Genomic DNA, 21,516 nt, shown 5'->3' with positions numbered 1-21,516 from the left:
CGCGGTCGACTAGCTCGGACGACGCAGGAAACCGTTCTCGCGCAGCGGCGAACGCAGCAGCTGCAGCGGCGCGCCGCCCGCGCGCTTGGCGCTGGCCGGGCAGGTGCCGCCGGCGCGCAGATTCAGGGCCGTGGCGAACAGCGCCTCGTTGGTGTCGCCGAGCGCGTGCGAGAAGTCATCGGCGACCGCGCAGTCCGGATCGAAGCCATCGGCGTAGTTGCCGACATTCTTGGCGTTGACGCCGGCGAACTCGATCGCGAAGTACGACAGCCCGCAGTTGTCCTGCGCGAAGAAGCCATACGGCTTGCCGCAGCTGGTGTCGCCGATCAGCACCACGTCGACGTCGACGCCGCGCAGGCCGTTGATGACCGCCTCGCTCGCCGAGCAGGTGCCGGGCCCCATGAGCACGTAGACGCGGCCGAGGCCGAGTTGCGGCAGTGCCGTGCCCTCCGGAACCGAAGCGTCGAAGCCTTGCGACGTCGAGTGGAAGCCCGTCGTCGTGAACGCCGTGTCGGTCGCCAGCGGATTCTTGTCGTTGAAGCTCAGGCGCTCGAACACCTTGCCGGAAGTCGTGGATGAGCCGGCGATCATGTAGGCCAGTTCGCTGGCGATGTCGAGATAGCCGCCGCCGTTGTAGCGGATGTCGAGCACGAGGTCGCTGACGCCGTCGGCCTTCAGCTGGTTGATGGCGTCGATCAGCTGCCCTTCGGCGGTCGCGATGTGATCGTTGAACAGCAGGTAGCCGACTTTCGTGCCGCCGACCGTCACGCTGTGCACGTTCTGCACGGGCGTCGATGTGGTCTGTGCCGACATCAACACGACGTCGCGTGCCGTGCCGGCTCCGTCGTCAAGCACGCGGAAGGCATGCTGCTCGCCGGAGGCCGCCGGAAACAGACCCGCGTTCAGGGTATCGCGGCCCTGATCGTCAGTGGCGTCGATGCTCACGCCGTCGATCGTCAGGATGCGCGCGCCGCGCGCGACGACTTTGTTGGCCGTCGGAGCCTTGGGATCGACGTAGGCCACGCGATAGTCGCGCGGCACCTTGCGCGAGAGGGCGGCGAACTGCAGGCCGTAACCGATCTCGACGCCGCCCTGCGACAGCGCCTCCCAGTCCGCGGTCGGATAGGTGAAGCTGAATTGATCCTCCAGCTTGCCCGACGCCGTGACGCCGGGCGTCAGCAAGGCGTTGAAGTAGCCGTCGAGGGCCGCGAACACCGATCCGCGGTGCGCAACGTCGTATGGGCGCGCATCGACCGACGGTACCTCGTCGTACCAGAAATAGACTTCGTCCATGTAGGTACGCAGCCAGTACTTCTCGTCGTTGAGCGAACCCTTGCCATCGGGATACGCCTCGTGGGTGTAGGGATCGGTGCCGCTGCGCGGCTGCGCGCAGCGCGCGGCGAGGCGGTCCGACGCGGCGGTGCGTTTCTGCCAGATCGACAGGCCGGCGGTGCTGCCGGGCTGTGCCGGGTCGATGACGCCGTCGCTGCCGAACGGATTGTCACCCCCGCCGCCGCCGCAGCCGTGGAGCGCGAGCACGACGGCACCCGCGAGTGCGAAGCGCCAGAACCGGCCTTGCGGCGTTCCGGCGTCAAGTGCTGATTTCATGCCTCTCCCCTGCCGGTGGTACGCAAGCGCGCGACATGCGCGATCGCGTTCGAGTGTCCGCCGCGACGTGGACATCGGCAAGTGCGGATTTTCCCGCGGTGTGACCGCCGTCGCGTCTCGTGCGCCCGCGCCGACGCGCCGCTATCCTTCGCCGATGGCCGATTCCCGCATTTTCATCAGCGACGCCGAACTGCGCAGCGGCGCCAGCCTGCGCCTGCCGGAGGGCGCGTTCCGCCACCTCGTGCAGGTGCTGCGTCTGCGCGCCGGCGACAGCTTCATCGCCTTCGACGGCCGCGGCGGTGAATATCGCGCCGAGCTGGTCGAGGTCGGCAAGCGCGAAGCGAGCGCGAAGCTGCTGGCGTTCGACGAGGTCGATCGCGAATCGCCGCTCGATCTGACGCTGGCGCAATGCGTGTCGAAAGGCGAGCGCATGGATTACACGTTGCAGAAAGCAGTCGAGCTCGGCGTCACCCGCATCGTGCCGCTGCTGTCCTCGCGCAGCGTCGTGCGCCTCGACGCCGAACGCTGGGACAAGAAGCTCGAGCACTGGCGCGGCATCGTCGTCTCGGCCTGCGAACAGTCCGGGCGCACCGCCGTGCCGCCGGTCGCCGACATCAGCGCGCTGCCGGCGTGGTTCGACGCGGAAGGCGCGCACGGCACGCGGCTGACGCTCGATCCGCTCGCCCACCATTCGCTGCACCAGCTGCCGGCGCCGAACGGCCCGCTGACCCTGCTCGTCGGTCCGGAGGGCGGCCTGTCCGATCACGAACTCGAGCGCGCGCGCGCCGCCGGCTACATCGGCGTCCGCATGGGGCCGCGCGTGCTGCGCACCGAGACCGCCGGCGTCGCCGCCCTCGCCGCGCTGCAGGCGATGTGGGGCGACTGGCGCTGAGGCCGTCGTCCGGCGCGCCGCCGCGGCCGCGCCCGCCTGCATCCGTTCGCCGCGCGCGTCCGTAAAGAGGACGACCGGCCCGGCGCGCCCGGCGGCGCCCGTCTCCGGTCCTGTCGTCGCGCCGGCCGCGCACTACCGCGACCGCAGCGACGGCGCCTGGGGTGTACTTCAGGCCCGGCGTGTCCCCTCAATGGCGCCGGGCCTCTTTTTCCCGCGTGTGCCGCTCAGTGGCTGCCGTGGACGCCGTCCTGCGGCAGCGTCAGCCACCGCGCGCCGACGAAGAGCAGCGCCATCAGCGCGTAGCCGGACACGTAGGGCCAGGCCGGCCGCAGGGCGAGCACCGTGTCGCCGAAGGCGTACTGATAGCCGTGCATCAGGCCGGTCGCCGACAGCAGCGCGGCGATGCCGCACCAGGTCGCGGCGGTATTGAAGCGGCGCTCGATGATCGCCACCGTCATCGCCGACAGGATCATCGCCGTGAACACCACGCCCTGCTCCAGCGCGAAGGCACCGGCGATGTGCACGTCGCTCTGCAGAAACTTCGGCAGCAGCTCGGCCGAGAACGCCGCGCCGCCCGGCAGGCCGAGGCCCGCCACGTGCAGCCCGGCCTTGGCCATCAGCGCGCCCCAGGTCGCGAGGCCCGGCAGGATGCCGATGACGACGGCCGGCGCGTGCTGCGCCGGCGTCGCCTGAAAGGCCTGCGCGCTCATGACGATGCCGATCCACAGCAGGATCGCCATGCCGGCCTCGACCGGAATCAGCCAGGCGACGTGCGCCAGCGTGCCGGTGAAACAGAGCAGCGCGAGAAACACGCCGGACGCGCTCGAATAGCCGGCGCGGGCGCCCATCGCCTTCCAGCCCGGATGGCCGATGTAGAGCGTGGTCGGAAAGCACGAGCCGAACACGGCGGCGGCGATCGAGCCGAGGCCGTTGACGGCCAGCGACGGCCGCGAGGGATAACGATCGCCCGCCGCTTCGGCCGATTCGAGGTTCTGCATCGAGCCGGCGACGATGAACAGGCCCATCGGCACGACGATCGCGAAGTAGCTGACGACGAAGTCGGCGCGGAACGAGGCGATGAGATCCCCGATCACCGGCAGCGGCAGATGCAGGGACGGCGCGCCCGGCGGCGGGCCGGACGGCGCCAGCCCCGTTCCCCACGCCAGCGCCGTGCCGAGCGCCACCGCCACGAGCCCGACCGGCAGGCCGCCGCGGAAGCGCACGCGGCCGAAGTAGCCGAGCAGGATCACGCCCAGCGTCGTCAGGCCGACGACCGGATTCGCGTAGGCGCGGAACAGGAAGCCGAGCGAGATGAAGGCGAGCGCGAGGCCGGCGAGGGTCGACAGCAGCGCGGCGCGCGGCGTCGCGCGGCGGATGCGCTCGACGATGAACGAGGCGGCGAACTCGATGACGCCGCAGCTGAAGCAGGCCAGCAGGCCGGCCTGCCAGGCGACGCGCGCCGGATCGGCGGCGCCGGCGGCCTGGGCGGCGAGCTTGGCCGGCAGCATGACGAGGAACACGAAGGCGAACACGGTGACCGCGTTCAGCCCGTACGGCAGCGCGCAAACGTCGTCGCGAGCGGTGTCGCGCGCGAGCCTGCGTGCCTGATGCGCGTAGTACAGATTGCCCACCAGCAGCGACACCGCCGCGCCCGGCAGGATGCGGCCGGCGATCAGCGCGTCGGGAAAGCCGAGCACGTAACGGCACAGCGCCGACAGCACCAGCAGCAGGATTAGGTTGTCGAGCGCGAGGCCGAAGAAGCCGTCGAGATCACCGCGGACGAAGCGCTTCATCGCCGCCCGCTCAGAACGAGACGTCGGCCGGCTGCGTCACGCGCAGCACGGACTGGTCGCCGGTCTTCTGCTTCCAGGCGCTGCGGATCGCGTCGATCGCCGCGCGCGCCGCCGGCGTGTCCTCGTGCAGCAGCACGATCAGCTTCGAGCGCAGGCGTTCGGGCCTGGGCTCCGACTTGCCCTGCCACTGGCCATAAAGGTCGAACACGCTGAGGCCGCTCGGGAAGCGCGGTGTCACTTCGGCATCGAGAAACGCGCGCCACTCGGCTTCGCTGATTCCGGGCTGCGGCTGATCGGCATAGCCGATGCCGAAGTACAGCTCCGTGCGCACCCAGTTCTGCGTGCTCGCCGGATGCGCGGCATCGCCGGAGAGTGTCGCGGCCGTCGTCGTCAGCGACGGCTGCGCCGCGGGCGACGGACCGCCCGGACCGTAAAGACAGCCAGCGAGCACGAACGTGGTGGCCAGCGCGAGGCCGGCGCGCGGCATGGAGCGGATCATCGACATCTCCCAGGAAAAAAGACGGGCGGCGCATGGCCAGCCTCTGCGTGCGCACAGTTTAGGCGAACGATCGCAGCCGGTCGCCGGCACCGCCGTGTCAGCGCTATCACTTTTCAATCCATTGACATGCCCTTGCCGATCGAATGCTAATGCGTGCACAACAATTCATAAGTTCTTGGGAGCTGCATCGTGAAAACACCTTCCGTGGCGCTGCTCGGCGCCGCCGCGCTTGTCGTTGCCCTGCCTGCGCTTGCACAGACCACCGACACGGTCGCCGCCAATAACGCAGCGCCTGCCGCGACGACCGATGTCGCGGCGGCCGACACCGGCAATGCCGAGATCGAACAGGTCATCGTCACCGGCACGCGCGCGAAGAACCGCACCGTGCTCGACTCGGCGGTGCCGGTCGACGTCATCACCGCTCAGGATCTGCAGGCCGCCGGTTCGGTCAATGGCGAACTCGGCCAGGCGCTGCAGGTGCTGCTGCCCTCGTTCAGCTTCCCGCGCCAGTCGAACTCCGGCGGCGCCGATCACGTGCGTGCCGCGCAGCTGCGCGGGCTTTCGCCCGATCAGGTGCTGGTGCTGATCAACGGCAAGCGCTGGCACACCTCGGCGCTCGTCAACGACTCGTCGAAGATCGGCCGCGGCACGGCGCCGGTCGATTTCAACTCGATCCCGATCAACGCCGTCAAGCGCATCGAAGTGCTGCGCGACGGCGCCGGCGCGCAGTACGGGTCGGACGCAATCGCCGGCGTCATCAACGTCGTGCTCGATGACGGCCGCGACGGCGGCGAAATCGCCGCCAGCTACGGCGGCTATCACACGCACGAGGACCCGATCGACAAAAGCATCACCGACGGCCAGAACGTCTACACCGGTGCCAAGATCGGCACCCGGCTCGGCGACGACGGCGGCTACGCGCGCGTCGGCGCCGAGTACAAGCACCGCAATCCGACCAATCGCGCCGGCTTCGACGACTTCGACGATCCGCCCGGCGTCAACCGCAACTACGCGATGGGTGACGGCGAGGCGCGCGACGTCAATCTGTGGTTCAACGCCGCGCTGCCGGTGAGCGTCGGCGAGATCTATTCATTCGCGACGTACAACCATCGCGATACCACGGGTTACGACTTCTACCGTTACCCGGACGAAGCGCCGGACGTCTATCCGGACGGCTTCCTGCCGCAGACGCTCGGCGAGAATCAGGACATTGGCGCGACCGCCGGCCTGCGCGGCCACATCGGCACGCCCTGGAGCTATGACTTCAGCCTCACGCACGGCCGCAACCAGTTCGACTCCGGCGTGCGCGACACGCTGAACGAATCGCTCGGCACCGACTCGCCGCTGAGCTTCAAGACCGGCGACTACGAGCTGCGCCAGACCACCGCCAATCTCGACTTCACGCGCGATCTCGCGCTCGGCGCGCGCAGCTTCCTGCTCGCGTTCGGCGGCGAATACCGCTACGAGAACTACCGTACCAGCCCCGGCGACGAGAGCTCCTACGACGGCACCGGCGCGGTCGGCGGCAGCGGCCTGCGCCCGAGCGAGACGGTCAATCTCGACCGCAATGTCGAGGCGATCTATCTCGATCTGTCCGGCGATGTCGCCGATAAATTCTTCGTCGACGCCGCGGCGCGCTACGAGCATTACGAGGACGCCGGCGGCAAGCTGACCGGCAAGCTCAGCGCGCGTTACGAGTTCGCCCGCGCACTCGCCTTGCGCGGCGCCGTGTCGAACAACTTCCGTGCACCGTCGCTCGCGCAGGTCGGCTTCCAGCACACGACGAGCAACTTCGGCGAAGGCGGCACGCTGGTCGACATCCGCGTGCTGTCGGTCAACGATCCGATCGCCCGCGCGCTCGGTGCCAGGGACCTCGAACCGGAAACCTCGCGCAACTTCAGCCTCGGCTTCACCGGCCAGCTCGGCGACAACTTCGACTACTCGCTCGATGTCTATCACATCGATGTCGACAACCGCATCACGCTGTCGACGCGCATCGGCGACGAGGAAGGCCATCTGGAACAGTACGTCGAGGACAACTTCGGCGAATCCGGCGTGCAGTACGTCAACTTCTTCACCAATGCCGCCGACACGCGCACCGACGGCGCCGAGCTGGTGCTGAACTATCACGAGACGCTGTGGGGCGGCCGCTTCGGCGCAAGCACCGCGTACACGTACAACAAGAACAAGGTGCGCGGCACCGAGCAGACGCCGGCGCAGCTGCAGGCGATCCTGCCGGATGTCGGCAACGATGCGCTGGTCGGCGTCGAGGAACGCAACACGCTGACCGATGCCTCGCCGCGCGACCGCCTGATCCTCAGCAGCGACTGGCGCAACGCGAAGTGGGGCCTGCTCGGCCGCGTCACGCGTCAGGGTGCGACCACGCGCGTGTTCGATTTCGGCGACGGCTTCCACCCGACGCAGACCTACAACGCGCGCTGGCAGCTCGATGCCGAAGTCGAGTACCACATCACCACGCAGCTCTCGCTCGCGGTCGGCGGCAACAACCTCACCGACAACTATCCGGAACGCTCGAACGACGACATCAACTACGGCCACAACCTGCCGTACGACGTGCTGTCGCCGATCGGTTCGAACGGCGCGTACTACTATGGCCGTCTCAACTACTCGTTCTGAAACGCCACGATGAAGCCTGTGCCTGCGCCGTCCCGCAAGGGCGGCGCATCATGAGCGGCAACGATGACGACGCGGCCTCCGGGCCGCGTCCTCATCTGGCGGTCGGCCATGCCCTGCTGATGACGCTGGGCATGATCATCACCACCGACATTCTCAAGACCGCGCCGACCGTCGCGCAGAACGTCGGTCCGGCGCTGGTCTATCCGCTGTGGGTGCTCGGCGGCCTGCTGTCGATGATCGGCGCGTTGTGCTTCGCCGAGATGGCGACGGCCTTCCCGCATCCCGGCGGCGACTATCACTTCCTGCGCACGGCCTACGGCGCGCGGCTCGGTTTCGTGTTCGCGTGGTCGCGTTTCGCGGTCATGCACACCGGCTGGATCGCGCTCAGCGCATTTCTGTTCGCCGATCATCTGACCACGCTGCTGTCGCTCGGCGTACATGGCTCGGACATCGTCGCCACGCTGCTGATCGTGGTGCTCGCCGGCGTCAATCTGCTCGGCGTGCGTTTCAGCTTTCTCACGCAGGCGGCACTCGTCGCGCTGCTGACGATTGGCTTCGTCGGCATCGTCGGGGCCGGCGTCTGGCTGCAGCTGCAGGGCTACGTCGCGCCTGCGGCCCCGGCACCGCCGCCGACCGGCGGCATTGCCGGCGCGTCGGCGGCGATGATCTATGTGTTCCTCGCCTTCGGCGGCTGGAGCGATGCGGCGACTTTGTCTACCGAGATCCGCGATGGCCGGCGCGGCATGTTCATCGCGCTGATCGGCAGCCTCGCGGCCTTGCTGCTGATTTATGTCACCGTGAACTGGGCTTTCGTGCGCGGCCTCGGCGACGCCGGGCTCGCGGGCAGCGAGGCCCCAGCCGTCGATCTGCTGCGCCGCGCCTTCGGTGCCGGCGGCGCGTGGCTGATCGTTTTCGTCGTCGGCATTGCCGCGGTATCGAGCATCAACTCGACGCTGATCGTCGGCGCGCGCACCACGTTCGCGGCGGCACGCGATGTGCCGGCCCTGCAACGGCTCGGCCGCTGGGACGACAGCCGCGGCGTACCGGCGCGCGCGGTGCTCGCCGAAGCCGGCGTCGCGCTGCTGCTCGTGCTGTTCGGCAGCTTCGCGCAGAGCGGCTTCAACGCGATGGTCGAATACATGACGCCGGTCTACTGGTTCTTCCTCACGCTGAGCAGCCTCGCGCTGATCGTGCTGCGCGTGCGTCGCCCGGAAGTCCCGCGCCCGGTCAAGGTGCCGCTGTATCCGCTGCTGCCGCTGCTGTTCTGCGCGCTGTGTCTGTACATGCTGTATTCGAGCATCGCCTACGTGGGCTACGGCGCCTTGCTCGGCGTCGGTGTGCTGCTGCTCGGCGTCGCCTTGCTCGCGCTGCTGATTCCGCCGACGCGCGCGAGCGCCGCTTCTTCCTGACCCCTGTCCGGACTTCGCACGATGCGCCTCACTCTGCTCGCCGCCCTGCTCGTCGCCGTCTCCGCCCTCGCTCCCGCGCACGCGGCAACGCCGGCCGCGCAGACGGACGCAACGCCCGTCGTGCGCACGATGATCCGCAGCGAGCTGTACTTCGCTTCGGTGGACGCCGCGCAATGGGATGACTTTCTCGCGACCGTCGTCACGCCGCTGTTTCCGGACGGCCTGAGCTGGTACGACGCGCATGGCCAGTGGCGCGGACCGAGCGGCAAGCCGGAAAAGCTGTCGTCGCGCATCGTCATCGTCCTGCATGCCGACAACGCCGACAACGAACGTGCGCTCGACGAGATCAGCCGCCGCTTCAAGGCCCGCTTCGGCTACTCGGTGCTGCGCGCGTCCGAAACCGTGCGTGCCTCGGACCCGGACTGGACCGAGGAACGCGTGCGCGACAACCGGCAGCTGACGCCGTCGCGCTGATCAGCGCGGAGCAGCGCCCGGCTTCAAGGATTGATCGATCGGCTCGGTCCACACACGCGCGATACGCGGCCGCGCGTGAACTCGATGCGCAGCACGCGCGGATCGTCCTTGTCGCCAGGATCGGTCCAGCTCTCGCCGACCGGGGTGCGATCGCCGATTGGAGCGGCTGCGCGCTGTTCGGATAACCGCCCGGTCGCCTTGCGCACCTGCGCCTCGGCATCGCCAGGCTTGATCGTCGCGCCATGCCAGCTCACCGGCTTATCGCCGACGAGCGGCCCCTTCGTGCCGGCCTGCACGCCTGCAGCGAGCGGCAGCGCGACGAGCGCGGTGAGCCTGCATGATTCAGATCTTGCCGAGACCGCCCAGCAGGCTGCCGAGCTTTTCGAGCCCGCCGGCGCCGCCGAGCGACTGCACCGCCGGCACCTGTTCGAGCACCTTGGCGACGAGCGCCGGATCGAGGTTCGCCGAAAGCTTCTGGATCAGCGCCGGCACGAACTGCGCGGCGCCTTCGCCATCGAGCCCGGCGTTCTGCAGCGCGGCGAGCACGCCGGCAATGCCGCCTTCACCGCCGAGCCCGCTGGCAATGCCGCCGACGAGTTCGCCGAGCAGGCCACCGCCGCCACTGCCTGCCGCCGGCGCTTGACCGGCCTTGGCGATCCACGCCTGCAACTGCGGCGCGGCGGCAAGGAGCTTCTGGAAGTCGCCGTTGCTGACTTTGTGCTGGACGAACTTGAGGACCGCACCCGCCGCGCTTTCCGCCTGTGCCGGTGCGATGCCGAACTGGCTCGCCAGCTTGTCGATGATCTCGTTCATGCCCTTGCTCCTTGCTCGTTGTTGGCAACCTCGTCGTGCGCGGCGCGCGATGGCCCCGCGGCGGCGACGCGCACGCTGAGGCCGTTGAGCGCCGCGTTGCCGGACAGCCGGTCGAGCTCGCGCTCGTCGGTGAGATCGTTGACGCTCTGCCCGGCGTGCTCGCGGGCGATGCGCGCCTGCACGCCGGGCCGCGCATGGCCCCAGCCGTGCGGCAGCGAGACCACGCCGCGCATGATGTCCGGCGTCGCCTGCACCTCGACATCCAGTTCGCCGACGCGCGAGGCGATGCGCACCGTCTGGCCATCGGCCAGCCCGCGCCCGGCAAGATCGTCCGGATGCATGAACAGCTGATGACGCGGCTTGCCCTTCACGAGGCGCTGCGCGTTGTGCATCCAGGAATTGTTGCTGCGCACGTGGCGGCGGCCGATCAGCCACAGCTCGCCCTCGCGCGGCGCCCGCGCCTGCTGTTCGGCGAGCGCGCCGTCGTAGCGCCGCAGCTCGGCGCGCAGCGCGTCGTTGAGCGCGGCGATGCGCCGGCCCTTCGTGTGCAGGCGCCGCGGCAGCGCCGCACGCAGCGGGCCGAGATCGATGCCGTGCGGCGCGGCGCGCAGCTTGTTCAGCGACAGCCGCAGCGGCGAGCGCTTGCCGTAAGGCCCGCGCCTCAGGGCCTGGTCGAGCAGACGCTGCGGCGTCAGGCGCGCCAGCAGCGCGTCCCTCAGCTGCGCCTGCCAGCGCCTCAGCAGCGGCTTGCCGGCATGCGGCCGCAGGCGCTGGCGCAGGCGCCGGCCGAGCGCCGCGAAGATCTCCCAGTCGTGCAGCGTGCCGGGCGGCTTCGGAAACAGCGGCGGGCTGTACTTCGCGGTGTTGCGCATGGCGAAGTGGTGGAAGATCAGATCATAGTGATCGTGCTCGAGGCTGCCGGTCGGCGGCAGGATGAAATCGGCGAAGCGCGTGGTCTCGTTGCGATAGCAGTCGATCGCAACCATGAACTCCAGCGTGCCGAGCGCCTGTTCGAGCCGGCGGCCGTTGGGCGTCGACAGCACCGGATTGCCGGCGATCGTCAGCAGCGCGCGGATCTGCCCTGCGCCCGGTGTGAGGATTTCCTCGGCGAGCGCGGCGACCGGCAGCTCGCCGCCGAATTCCGGCAGGCCGCGCACGCGCGAGCGCCAGGCGTCGTAATGGCCGGGCTTGCTGCCCGGCCCCTTGATCAGGTCCATCGCCGGATGCGCAAACATCATGCCGCCCTCGCGATCGAGATTGCCGGTGACGATGTTGAGCATGACGATCGCCCACTGGCACAGCGTGCCGTGCGCCTGCGTCGACACGCCCATGCGGCCGTAGACGGCGCCCGCCGGTGCCGCCGCGAGTTCGCGCGCGAGGCGGCGGATATCGTCGGCGGCGATGCCGCTGACGGCGGCGGCGCGCTCCGGCGTGAAGGGCGCGACGAGCCGGCCGGCTTCTTCGAGTCCGTCGGTGAAATCGGCGAGACGTCCGGGCTTCACGCGCTGTTCCGCGAACAGCAGCTGCAGCAGGGCGAGCAGCAGCGCCGCGTCGGCACCGGGGCGAATGAAGTGATGCTCGTCGGCGACTTCGGCGGTCTCCGTGCGGCGCGGATCGATCAGCACCAGCTTGCCGCCGCGTGCCTGCATCGCCTTCAGTCGCTTGCGGAAATCGGGCACCGTCCACAGGCTGCCGTTCGACGCCATCGGATTGGCGCCGAGCATGAGGATGAACTGGCTGCGGTCGATGTCCGGCACGGCGACCAGCAGCTGGTGCCCGTACAGCCAGTAACTGACGAGCTGGTGCGGCAGCTGGTCGACCGAGGTCGCCGAGTAGCGGCTGCGTGTCTTCAGCGGGCCGAACAGCGCGCCGCTGTGCGTCATGATGCCCCAGTTGTGCACGCTCGGATTGCCGAGGTAGCCGGCCACCGCATTGCCGCCGTGCGCGCGGGCGACCGCGGCGAGGCGATCCGCGACCTCGTCCAGCGCCTCGTCCCAGCCCACTTCGTGCCACTGCCCGCCGACGCGCTTCTGCGGCCTGCGCAGACGGTCCGGGTCCTCGTGCAGGTCCTGCAGCGCGACGGCCTTCGGGCAGATGTGGCCGCGCGACAGCGGGTCGCGCTGGTCGCCGCGGATCGCCTTGATGCGGCCGTCCCCGACGTGGAACTCGAGACCGCAGATCGCCTCGCAGAGATTGCAGGCGCCGTAGTGAATCTGCTCGGTCATGCTTGCTCTCCTCGCCGGCCGACCTGGCTGATGCCGGATCATAGCCGCATGCCGCCGCGCGGTGCGGAGACGACGCGCAAAAGCGCGAACGCGCAAACCGCTACCATAGTGGAAAACACCGGAGACACGGCCATGCTGATCACCAATGCGCACATCATCAACGAAGGCCACGAGACCGCCGCCGACCTGCTGATCAAGAACGGCCGCATCGAAAAGATCGCCGCCAAGATCAGCGCGCCGGCCGGCGTCGAGGTATTCGACGCGCAGGGCCAGTGGCTGCTGCCGGGCGTGATCGACGACCAGGTCCACTTCCGCGAGCCCGGCCTCACGCACAAGGGCGATCTGTACACCGAATCGCGCGCCGCGGTGGCCGGCGGCACGACCAGCTACTTCGACATGCCGAACAACAAGCCGGCCATCACCACGCGCGCGCTGCTCGCCGAGAAGTACGCGAACGCCGCCGGCCGCTCCTTCGCCAACTACGCCTTCTACTTCGGCGGCGCCAATGACAACCTCGAAGAGATCGCCGCGCTGCAGAAGAACGAGGCCTGCGCCCTGAAGGTGTTCATGGGCGCCTCGACCGGCAACATGCTGGTCGACAACCCGAAGACGCTCGAAGGCATCTTCCAGCGCTCGCCGATCATGGTCGTCACGCACTGCGAGGACACGCCGACGATCCTCGCCAACGAGGCGAAGGCGCGCGAGAAATACGGCGAGGACGTGCCGGTGCGCGAGCATCCGCACATCCGCTCGGCCGAGGCCTGCTACAAGTCCACCGAGCTCGCGACCGGCCTTGCCCGGAAATACGGCGCCGACCTGCACGTGCTGCACCTGACGACGGCGCGCGAGCTGTCGTTCTTCGCGCCGGGCCCGATCCAGGGCAAGAAGATCACCGTCGAAGCCTGCGTGCACCATCTGTATTTCAGCGAGGCCGACTACGAAACGCTCGGCAAGCTGATCAAGTGCAATCCGGCGATCAAGACCGCCGAGGACCGCAAGGCGCTGCTGCGCGCGGTGATGGAAGACCGCATCGATGTCATCGCCACCGACCACGCACCGCACACCGCCGAGGAAAAGGCGCAGACCTACTTCAAGGCGCCGTCCGGCCTGCCGCTGGTGCAGCACTCGCTGCTGATGCTGATCGAACTCGCCAAGCGCGGCGAGCTCAACATGCGCACCGTCGTCAGGAAGACCAGCCACGCCGTCGCCGACCGCTTCGGGATCAAAGACCGCGGCTACGTGCGCGAGGGCTATTTCGCCGATCTCGTGCTGGTCGATCCGCACGGCACGACGACGGTGAAGAAGGAAGACGTGCTCTACAAGGTCGGCTGGTCGCCGGTCGAAGGCCACACCTTCCCGGCCAAGGTGCTCGCCACCTGGGTCAACGGCGAGATCGCGTATCGCGACGGCGTCGTCATGGACAAGCCGCTCGGCCAGCGCATCAACTTCGCGTGAGTGCAAAACTTCCTCTCCCCTCGTCGAGGGGAGGGGCGGCAAGGACAGCAACATGGAAACCCGCTGCCCCTGGTGCCTCGCCACGCCCGAATACATCCGCTACCACGACGAGGAATGGGGCAAGCCGCAGCACGACGACCGCGCGCTGTTCGAGTTCCTGATCCTCGAAGGTGCGCAGGCCGGCCTGTCGTGGCGCACGATCCTCGAGAAGCGCGCCGGCTATCGCAAGGCCTTCGCGAATTTCGACCCCGCGAAGGTCGCGCGCTTCAGCGACGCGAAGCTCGAAAAGCTGATGCTCGAGCCGGGCATCGTGCGCAACCGCCTGAAGATCTGGTCGGCGCGCAGCAACGCGCAGGCCTTTCTCGAGGTGCAGAAGGAATTCGGCAGCTTCGACGCCTATCTCTGGGGCTTCGTCGATCGCAAGCCGGTGAACAACAAGGTTCGCGCCAGCGGCGCGGTGCCCGCCAAGACCGGGCTGTCCGATCGCATCAGCAAGGATCTGCTCAGGCGCGGCTTCAAGTTCGTCGGCAGCACGATCGTCTACGCCTACCTGCAGGCGGTCGGCGTGGTCAACGATCATCTCGTCAGCTGTCCGAGCCATCGTCCCTGAACGACAAGCCCGGACCCGGCTCCAGCTTGTCCGCGCGCCGACGCGCGTCGATACTGCGCGCATGAAGTCGCTGCAAATCGCCCTGCTCTGCCTGCTCACGGCGCTGCTGCCGCTCGACGGGCTGGCCCGCGTCTCGGCCGTCGCATGCGCGGCGCATCGCGGCGGGATGCCGGTCGCCGGAGCGCCGGTGGCGCACGCGCCGCACGGCGGCGGCCATCACGCCATGCCGATGCCCGGCATGGCGCCGCACGCGCACGTGGGCACGCAGACCGACACGCACGAGGGCTGTCGCTGCGCCGGCGTCTGCGCCGCGCATTGCGCGGCGGCCAGTGTCATGGCGAGCCTGACGGCGCCTTCGCCTACGGCGCGCGGCGAAGCGCCGCTCGCCCTCGCCGGCCGCGATCCGCAGCCGGCACGCCGCCTCGATCTCCTGCGACCTCCCGCCGGCACGCGCGTCTAGCGCGCGTCCGCGTCTCCTGTCCGCTCCGCCGCCTTCGCGCGCGCGGCTCGGCGCGCCCGTCCGGCCTGCACGCGACGGCCGACGGAACGCGCGACGCATCGTCCATGAGCCTGCTGGAGAGACGTCGTGTTCGTACCCCGTTTGTTGCCGGCGATGCTTGGCGCATCGCTGCTGCTCGGCGCCTGCGCCGGTCTGCCGACCGAGCGCGGCCGCCAGGCGCTCGCCGCCGACGTCGCGGCGCGCGGCCTGGCGCTGCCCGAGGCGCCGCCCGATGCCGCCGATCCGGTCGCGGCCTGGCTCGGCGCGCCGCTGAGCGTCGACCGTGCGATCCAGATCGCGCTGCTGCGCAATCCCGAGCTGCGCGCCGAGACCGCGACGCTCGGCCTCGCCGCCGCCGAGGTCTACGAGGCCGGGCGCCTCGCCAACCCGCTGCTGTCCGCCACATGGCTGTCGCGCGGCGACGACCCGCACGCGCAGCTGACGCTCGGCATCGCGGTCAACTTCACCGACCTTCTGCTGCTGCGCAGCCGCGCGCGCATCGCCGATGCCGAGTTCGAGCGCACGCGCCTGGCGATCGGCGGCGCCGCGCTCGATCTCGCCGCGCGCGTCGAGGCGGCGTATCGCCGCGTCGTCGCCGCCGCGCAGCTCGCCGAACTGCGGCGCGCGCTCGCCGGGCACGCGCGCACTGCGGCGACGCTGGCGCAGCGCTACGCCGACGCCGGCAACCTGCCGCGCCGCGATCTCGCGCTCGAACAGGCGGCGGCGAGCGAGGCCGAGCTCGACGCCGACGCCGACGCGCGCGATCTCGCGCTCGCGCGCGGCGCGCTGCAGCGCCTGCTCGGCCTGCAAGCCGATGCGTCGTGGACGCTCGCCGAAACGCTCGCGCTGCCGCCGGCGGACGACGAGGCGCTCGCCGATCTGCAGCGGCTCGCGCGCGATTCGCGGCTCGACATCGCCGCGGCGCGGCGGCACGTCGATGCGCTCGCCGCGCGCTACGGCCTGACGCGCCGCACGCGGGCGCTGGGCGAGATCGCGATCGGTGCCGAACGCGAGCGCGAGTACGACGGCGGCGTGCACGGCGGGCCGACGCTGTCGCTGGCCCTGCCGCTGTTCGACTGGGGCGCGGGACGCCAGGCGCGCGGCGCCGCCGAACGGCGCGCCGCCGAAGCCGAGCTCGCGGCACGCACGCTCGACGCCGAACGCGACGTCGGCGCGGCCTACGCGCGCCTGCGCACGGCGCGCACCCGCGTCGAGCGTTACCGCCGCGACGTGCTGCCGGCGCGCGAAACGGCGGTCGAACAGACGCAGCGCGAGTTCAACTACATGCTGGTCGACGCCTTCGAGCTGCTGACCGTGCGCCGGCAGGGCAACGCGGCTTATGCCGGCTATCTCGAAGCGCTCGGCGATTACTGGGTCGCGCGCGCCGAACTGGCCGGCGCCGTCGGTCGGCGCCTGCCGCTCGATGGCGCCGCCGGTCCCGCCGCGCTGCGCTTCGACGACGGCCGGCCGCGGCTCGTCGACGCGCCGCCCGCCGCGCCGGCGAATCCGCACGCGCACACGCGCGGCGACACGCAGGATGAGCCTGCGCCCATGGCGGCGACGGAACACCGGCCCGACTGCGCGATGCAGGGCATGAACATGGCGGCGGCGGACGCCGCCGCCGCACACGAACGGATGATGGCCACCTGCGCCGGCACGGCGCCGGCCGCGCAACACGGAGACCACGATGGACAGCATTGAACACATCGCGCACGGCGCGCCGCCGCTTGCGCGCGACCCGATGGACGCGCCCGACGGCGCCCGCCGCCGCCTGCTCGGCGCGCTCGGCGCCGCCGGTCTCGGTGCCGGCCTAATCCGGCCGGCGAAGGCGCGGCACGAGGCGCCTCAAAGCCTCGTCACGCCGCCGCCGCAGACGCCGTCGCGCGACGCGCCGCCCGCGGCCGGCGCCGGCGCCGCGCGCGGCTACACGCCGGTGCGCACGCCGAACGGCTGGACCCTGCCCGCGCGCCTGCGCGACGGCGCGCGCGAGTTCCATCTCGTCGCCGAGGAGGTCGAGCACGAGTTCGCGCCCGGCTGTCGCGCCAGGTGCTGGGGCTACAACGGCGGCACGCCGGGGCCGACGCTCGAAGCCGTCGAAGGCGAGCGCGTGCGCATCTACGTGACGAACCGCCTGCCGGAGCCGACTTCCGTGCACTGGCACGGCATCCTGCTGCCGAGCGGCATGGACGGCGTCGGCGGCCTCAGCCAGCCGCCCATCGCGCCGGGCGAGACCTTCGTCTACGAATTCACGCTGCGCCAGCACGGCACGCACCTGTATCACCCGCATGCCGACGAGAACACGCAGATGGCGCTCGGCCTGATGGGCCTGTTCATCATTCATCCGCAGGACGGCGAGGCGGAGCGCATCGACCGCGACTACGCGATCCTGCTGCACAACTGGGCGCTGCATCCCGGCACCTGGCGGCCCGATCCTTCGGTGATGACCGACTTCGATCTGTGGACCTTCAACAGCAAGGTGTTCCCGGCGACCGAGCCGCTGCTCGCCGCCAGCGGCGAGCGCGTGCGCATCCGCATCGGCAATCTGTCGATGTGGAACCACCCGATCCACCTGCACGGTCACCGCTTCCAGGTCACCGGCTCCGACGGCGGCCGCTGGCCGCGCGCGCTGTGGCGGCCGGAGGTGACGGAGATCGTCGGCGTCGGCCAGACGCGCGATCTCGAGTTCGTCGCCGCGCCGGGCGACTGGGCCCTGCACTGCCACATGTCGCATCACACGATGAACGCGATGGGCCACGGCATCGCCAGTCCGCTGGGCGTCGATCAGCGCGGCGTCGCCGAGGACCTGCGCCGGCTGCTGCCGGGCTACATGGCGATGGGCGCCGGCGGCATGTCGGGGCATGGCGCGCACGCGGCGATGATGCCCGGCCCCGACAATACGCTGCCGATGACGGGCGGCGAAGGTCCGCACGGGCCGCTGGAAATGGGCGGCATGTTCACCGTGCTCAAGGTGCGCGACGGCCTCGCGCGCAGCGATGCGCGCGACCCGGGCTGGTACCGGCCGGCGCGCGGCGAGATGGCGCGCAAGGTGTCGTCCGACGCCGGCTTCGGAGAGCCGCTGCGCCGAGGGACGGATGCCGGGCCGGCTTGACGGCGATCAATGAGCGGGCGCCGGCGGCTTCCTAGAGTGGCGCACAGGCTCGGCGGGCGCCGTGGCCATACGACACAAGGGGAAATCGCCATGCACGGCACCATCCATTCACGCATTCGTATCGCCTCCGGCCTCGCCGGCCTGATCTTCTGCAGCGCGGCGGCGGCGACGTCCGGCGTCCTGCCGCCGTCGCATGAACAGAACGGCATCTGGTACGTCAGCGGCGGCTACGGCTGCCACGAGGCGGCGGCGATGCGCAAGGCCGCCGCCGGCTTTCCGCTGTCGATCAGCTTCTACGCGCAAGGCGTCGAGCGGCGGCTCTATCTCGCCAAGGTCCACGTCGCCATCCGCGACGCGGCCGACGCGGTCGTCTTCGACGTCGAGGCGGAAGGGCCGATCCTGCTCGTCCGCCTGCCGGCCGGCCGCTACCGCGTCGACGCCGACTACAAGGGCGAGCATCGCAGCACGGCGGTCGACATCGATGCCGGCGCGCATCGCCAGCTGGCGATCACGCTGCATGACGAAGCCGTCGCCGAAACGCAGGCCAGCGTGCACGAGCGCGAGCTCTGCGCCTGAGCGCCGCGCGGCGCGGCGACCGTGGCTTGACTCCGGACCAGACCCCAGGGTTTACGATGGATCGCATCGAACCTGTCGTCCGGAGTCACCGATGTCGCTGCCCTCATCCGTCGCCGCGCCGCCCGCCACGCTGACCATCGGCCGCCTCGCCGAACGCGCCGGCGTCGGCATCGACACCGTGCGCTACTACGAGCGCGCCGGCCTGCTGCCGCCGCCGCCGCGCCGCGCCTCCGGCTATCGCGAATATCCGGCCGACAGCGTGCGCCGCCTGCGCTTCATCCGCCGCGCCAAGGAGCTCGGCTTCACGCTCACCGAGATCGGCGAGTTGCTCGAACTGAGCGGCCCGCGCGGCGGCACCGCGGCGGTGAAGAAGGCGGCGCAGGCCAAGCTCGCCCTGGTCGAGCACAAGCTCGCCGAACTGCAGCGCGTCCGCGACGGCCTGGGCCTGCTGATCGACGCCTGCCCCGGCCACGGTCCGCTCGGCGACTGCCCGATCCTGCGCGCATTGTCGGAGGACGCGTCGTGAGCGGCTGCTGCGGGCAGCAGACCGCCGCCACGGCGGACGCCGCGGCGACCGACCCGGTCTGCGGCATGCGCGTCGATCCGGCGAAGAGCCCGCATCGCCACATGCACGGCGGCGAGCTCTTCCATTTCTGCTCGGCGCGCTGCGCGCAGAAATTCGCGGCCGATCCGTCGCCCTACGTGCACGCCTCGCACGGCGGACCCGCGCACCACGCGGACCCCGCGCCGGCCGCGGCGCCGCCCGGCGCGATCTGGACCTGCCCGATGCATCCGGAAGTGCGCCAGGATCATCCGGGCAGCTGCCCGAAGTGCGGCATGGCGCTCGAACCGGATGCGCCGCTTTCCGGGCCGGGCGCGAACGCCGAGGACGACGGCGAGCTGCGCGACATGCGGCGCCGTTTCGCGATCGGCGCATCGCTGTCCGTGCCGCTGCTGTGGCTGACGATGGGCGACAGGCTGCCGGGCGCGCTCGGTCCGCTGCACTGGCTCGCGCATGGCGCCAGCGCCTGGCTGCAGGCCCTGCTGGCGACGCCGGTCGTGCTCTGGGCCGGCGCGCCGTTCTGGCAGCGCGCCCGGGCTTCGCTCGTGCATCGCAGCCCGAACATGTTCACGCTGATCGCGCTCGGCGTCGCCAGCGCCTGGGCCTACAGCGTGTTCGCCCTGCTGTGGCCGGCCATGCTGCCGGCCGCGGCGCACGGCGGGCCGGCGCTGTACTTCGAGGCGGCGGCGGTGATCACCACGCTGGCCCTGCTCGGCCAGGTGCTCGAACTGCGCGCCCGCGCGCAGACCTCCGGCGCGATCCGCGCCCTGCTCGCCCTGGCGCCGCCGCAGGCGCATCGCCTCGACGGCGACGGTCGCGAACAGGACGTCGCGCTCGAACGGCTGCGGGCCGGCGACCGCCTGCGCGTGCGGCCCGGCGAAAAGATGCCGGTCGACGGCGAGGTGCTCGACGGCGAATCGCACGTCGACGAGTCGATGCTGAGCGGCGAATCGCAACCGATCCGCAAGCAGGCCGGCGACAGGGTCATCGGCGGCAGCGTCAACGGCAGCGGCGCGCTGCTGATCGAGGCCCGTCACGTCGGCGACGATACGGTGCTCGCGCAGATCGTCCGCCAGGTCGCGCAGGCGCAGCGTTCGCGCGCGCCGGTGCAGCGGCTCGCCGATCGGGTCTCGGCCTGGTTCGTGCCTTCGGTCATCGCGGTCGCCGTGCTCGCCGCGATCGTCTGGGCGCTCGTCGGTCCGGCACCGGCCGCGAGCCACGCGCTGCTCGCCGCGGTGTCGGTGCTGATCGTCGCCTGCCCCTGCGCACTCGGCCTGGCGACGCCGATGTCGGTCATGGTCGGCGTCGGCCGCGGCGCGCAGCTCGGCATTCTGGTGCGCGACGCGGCGGCGCTCGAGGCGCTGCACCGGGTCGACACCATCGTCATCGACAAGACCGGCACGCTGACCGAGGGCAGGCCCGCCGTGCGCGCCGTGCAGGCGCTTCGCGGTTTCGACGAAGGCGCGCTGCTGCGCGCCGCGGCGGCCGTCGAGACGGCGAGCGAACATCCGCTGGCGCGCGCGATCGTCGCCGCGGCGCAGGCGCGCGGCCTCGATGTACCGCCGGCGCAGCGCTTCGCGTCCGATCCCGGACTCGGCGCCTGGGCGGAAATCGACGGCGCGACGGTGCTGGTCGGCAATGCCGCACTGCTGCGTGCGCGCGGCGTCGACACCTCGGCGCTGGACGCGCGGGCCGGCGACGTTCGCGCGCAGGGCCGGACGGTCGTGTACGTGGCGCACGCCGGCCATGCCGCCGGGCTGATCGTGATCGCCGACGCGATCAAGTCCGGCACGCCGGATGCCCTGCGCGCCCTGCAGGCGGCCGGCGTAAGCGTGATCATGCTCAGCGGCGACCATCGCGCCACCGCCGAGGCGGTCGGCCGCGAACTCGGCATCGACGAGGTGCGCGCCGAGGTGCTGCCGGGCGACAAGGCCGCCATGGTCGCGGCCCTGCAGCGCGAAGGCCGCCGCGTGGCGATGGTCGGCGACGGCGTCAACGACGCGCCGGCGCTGTCGGCGGCCGACGTCGGCATCGCCATGGGCACCGGCACCGCGATCGCCATGCAGGCGGCCGGCATCACCCTGCTGTCCGGCGACCTGCGCGGCATCCCGACCGCGCTGAACCTGTCGCGCGCGACCCTGCGCAACATCCGCCAGAACCTGTTCTTCGCCTTTGCCTACAATGCGCTCGGCGTGCCGGTCGCGGCCGGCCTGCTGTATCCCTTCACCGGCTGGCTGCTGTCGCCGATGCTCGCCAGCGCGGCGATGAGCCTGTCCTCGGTGTCGGTGATCGCCAACGCCCTGCGCCTGCGGCGTCTCGCCCTGAGCTAGGCCGGCCCCGGCTTTTCGGCGCGAG

Annotated in this window: 18 protein-coding genes; 12 read left to right on the top strand and 6 right to left on the bottom strand. The window is 70.6% G+C overall.

The features are described from left to right. Positions 1-9: 9 nt before the first annotated feature. Entirely contained in the window at positions 10-1,608 is a 1,599-nt protein-coding gene (locus K344_RS21140) for a S41 family peptidase (protein ID WP_084197239.1), read from the bottom strand. Positions 1,609-1,762: 154 nt separating this feature from the next. Here K344_RS21140 and K344_RS0110160 point away from each other — a divergent pair, with 154 nt between their 5' ends. Next, on the top strand, positions 1,763-2,500 hold the full coding sequence (locus K344_RS0110160; protein WP_028080580.1) for a 16S rRNA (uracil(1498)-N(3))-methyltransferase: 738 nt from the start codon (positions 1,763-1,765) through the stop codon (positions 2,498-2,500). A gap of 224 nt (positions 2,501-2,724) precedes the next feature. On the opposite strand, the gene K344_RS21135 is transcribed toward K344_RS0110160, so the two are convergent. Then, positions 2,725-4,293 (bottom strand): permease, encoded by a 1,569-nt coding sequence (locus K344_RS21135; protein ID WP_043114251.1) that lies wholly within the window; start codon positions 4,291-4,293, stop codon positions 2,725-2,727. A 10-nt stretch (positions 4,294-4,303) separates the two neighbouring features. After that, positions 4,304-4,792: a DUF3574 domain-containing protein gene (locus tag K344_RS0110150; RefSeq protein WP_245586183.1), complete on the bottom strand. Its 489-nt coding sequence runs from the start codon at positions 4,790-4,792 to the stop codon at positions 4,304-4,306. 189 nt (positions 4,793-4,981) lie between these two features. Here K344_RS0110150 and K344_RS0110145 point away from each other — a divergent pair, with 189 nt between their 5' ends. Genes K344_RS0110145 through K344_RS0110135 form a run of 3 tightly spaced genes read left to right on the top strand, consistent with a single transcriptional unit; the run spans position 4,982 to position 9,312 of the window. Continuing rightward, positions 4,982-7,429, top strand: coding sequence for a TonB-dependent receptor plug domain-containing protein (locus K344_RS0110145; RefSeq protein WP_043114249.1), 2,448 nt, complete (start codon positions 4,982-4,984; stop codon positions 7,427-7,429). A 50-nt stretch (positions 7,430-7,479) separates the two neighbouring features. Continuing rightward, positions 7,480-8,838, top strand: coding sequence for an APC family permease (locus tag K344_RS0110140; protein WP_028080577.1), 1,359 nt, complete (start codon positions 7,480-7,482; stop codon positions 8,836-8,838). A 21-nt stretch (positions 8,839-8,859) separates the two neighbouring features. Continuing rightward, positions 8,860-9,312 (top strand): DUF3574 domain-containing protein, encoded by a 453-nt coding sequence (locus K344_RS0110135; RefSeq protein ID WP_028080576.1) that lies wholly within the window; start codon positions 8,860-8,862, stop codon positions 9,310-9,312. Positions 9,313-9,335: 23 nt separating this feature from the next. Here the strand turns inward: K344_RS0110135 and K344_RS0110130 are convergent, their stop codons facing one another. The 3 genes from K344_RS0110130 to K344_RS0110120 are packed head-to-tail and all read right to left on the bottom strand — an operon-like array spanning position 9,336 to position 12,350. After that, complete coding sequence (locus K344_RS0110130) at positions 9,336-9,608, bottom strand: hypothetical protein (protein ID WP_028080575.1); 273 nt, start codon at positions 9,606-9,608, stop codon at positions 9,336-9,338. A 46-nt stretch (positions 9,609-9,654) separates the two neighbouring features. Next, a complete protein-coding gene (locus K344_RS23030) occupies positions 9,655-10,125 on the bottom strand; it encodes a DUF2780 domain-containing protein (RefSeq protein ID WP_051362104.1) in 471 nt (156 codons plus the stop codon). After that, positions 10,122-12,350 carry a molybdopterin oxidoreductase family protein gene (locus K344_RS0110120; RefSeq protein ID WP_028080574.1) on the bottom strand — a complete coding sequence of 743 codons (2,229 nt, stop codon included), beginning with the start codon at positions 12,348-12,350 and terminating at the stop codon, positions 10,122-10,124. Before K344_RS0110120 ends, K344_RS23030 begins: the two co-directional genes overlap by 4 nt. Before the next feature lie 132 nt (positions 12,351-12,482). Here K344_RS0110120 and K344_RS0110115 point away from each other — a divergent pair, with 132 nt between their 5' ends. From K344_RS0110115 to K344_RS21120, 8 genes are all read left to right on the top strand, one after another. After that, on the top strand, positions 12,483-13,805 hold the full coding sequence (locus tag K344_RS0110115; protein WP_028080573.1) for a dihydroorotase: 1,323 nt from the start codon (positions 12,483-12,485) through the stop codon (positions 13,803-13,805). A 52-nt stretch (positions 13,806-13,857) separates the two neighbouring features. Beyond that, a complete protein-coding gene (locus K344_RS0110110) occupies positions 13,858-14,415 on the top strand; it encodes a DNA-3-methyladenine glycosylase I (protein ID WP_028080572.1) in 558 nt (185 codons plus the stop codon). 61 nt (positions 14,416-14,476) lie between these two features. Next, positions 14,477-14,875 carry a hypothetical protein gene (locus K344_RS0110105; protein WP_028080571.1) on the top strand — a complete coding sequence of 133 codons (399 nt, stop codon included), beginning with the start codon at positions 14,477-14,479 and terminating at the stop codon, positions 14,873-14,875. A 126-nt stretch (positions 14,876-15,001) separates the two neighbouring features. Then, positions 15,002-16,615: a TolC family protein gene (locus tag K344_RS0110100; protein WP_157622863.1), complete on the top strand. Its 1,614-nt coding sequence runs from the start codon at positions 15,002-15,004 to the stop codon at positions 16,613-16,615. After that, positions 16,602-18,023: a multicopper oxidase family protein gene (locus K344_RS0110095; protein ID WP_245586182.1), complete on the top strand. Its 1,422-nt coding sequence runs from the start codon at positions 16,602-16,604 to the stop codon at positions 18,021-18,023. Before K344_RS0110100 ends, K344_RS0110095 begins: the two co-directional genes overlap by 14 nt. A gap of 90 nt (positions 18,024-18,113) precedes the next feature. After that, positions 18,114-18,599, top strand: a complete 486-nt coding sequence (locus K344_RS23025; protein WP_051362103.1) for a carboxypeptidase regulatory-like domain-containing protein — start codon at positions 18,114-18,116, stop codon at positions 18,597-18,599. 91 nt (positions 18,600-18,690) lie between these two features. Further along, positions 18,691-19,125: a MerR family transcriptional regulator gene (locus K344_RS0110085; RefSeq protein ID WP_051362102.1), complete on the top strand. Its 435-nt coding sequence runs from the start codon at positions 18,691-18,693 to the stop codon at positions 19,123-19,125. After that, a complete protein-coding gene (locus K344_RS21120; RefSeq protein ID WP_043114248.1) occupies positions 19,122-21,491 on the top strand; it encodes a heavy metal translocating P-type ATPase in 2,370 nt (789 codons plus the stop codon). The genes K344_RS0110085 and K344_RS21120 overlap by 4 nt, the downstream gene beginning before the upstream one ends. The last annotated feature ends 25 nt before the right edge of the window (positions 21,492-21,516 follow it).

It is taken from the genome of Solimonas soli DSM 21787, from assembly GCF_000474945.1.
GTDB lineage: Bacteria > Pseudomonadota > Gammaproteobacteria > Nevskiales > Nevskiaceae > Solimonas > Solimonas soli.
The sequence above is the reverse complement of the archived record's forward strand: the minus strand, read 5'-3'. Positions and strand labels throughout refer to the sequence as shown.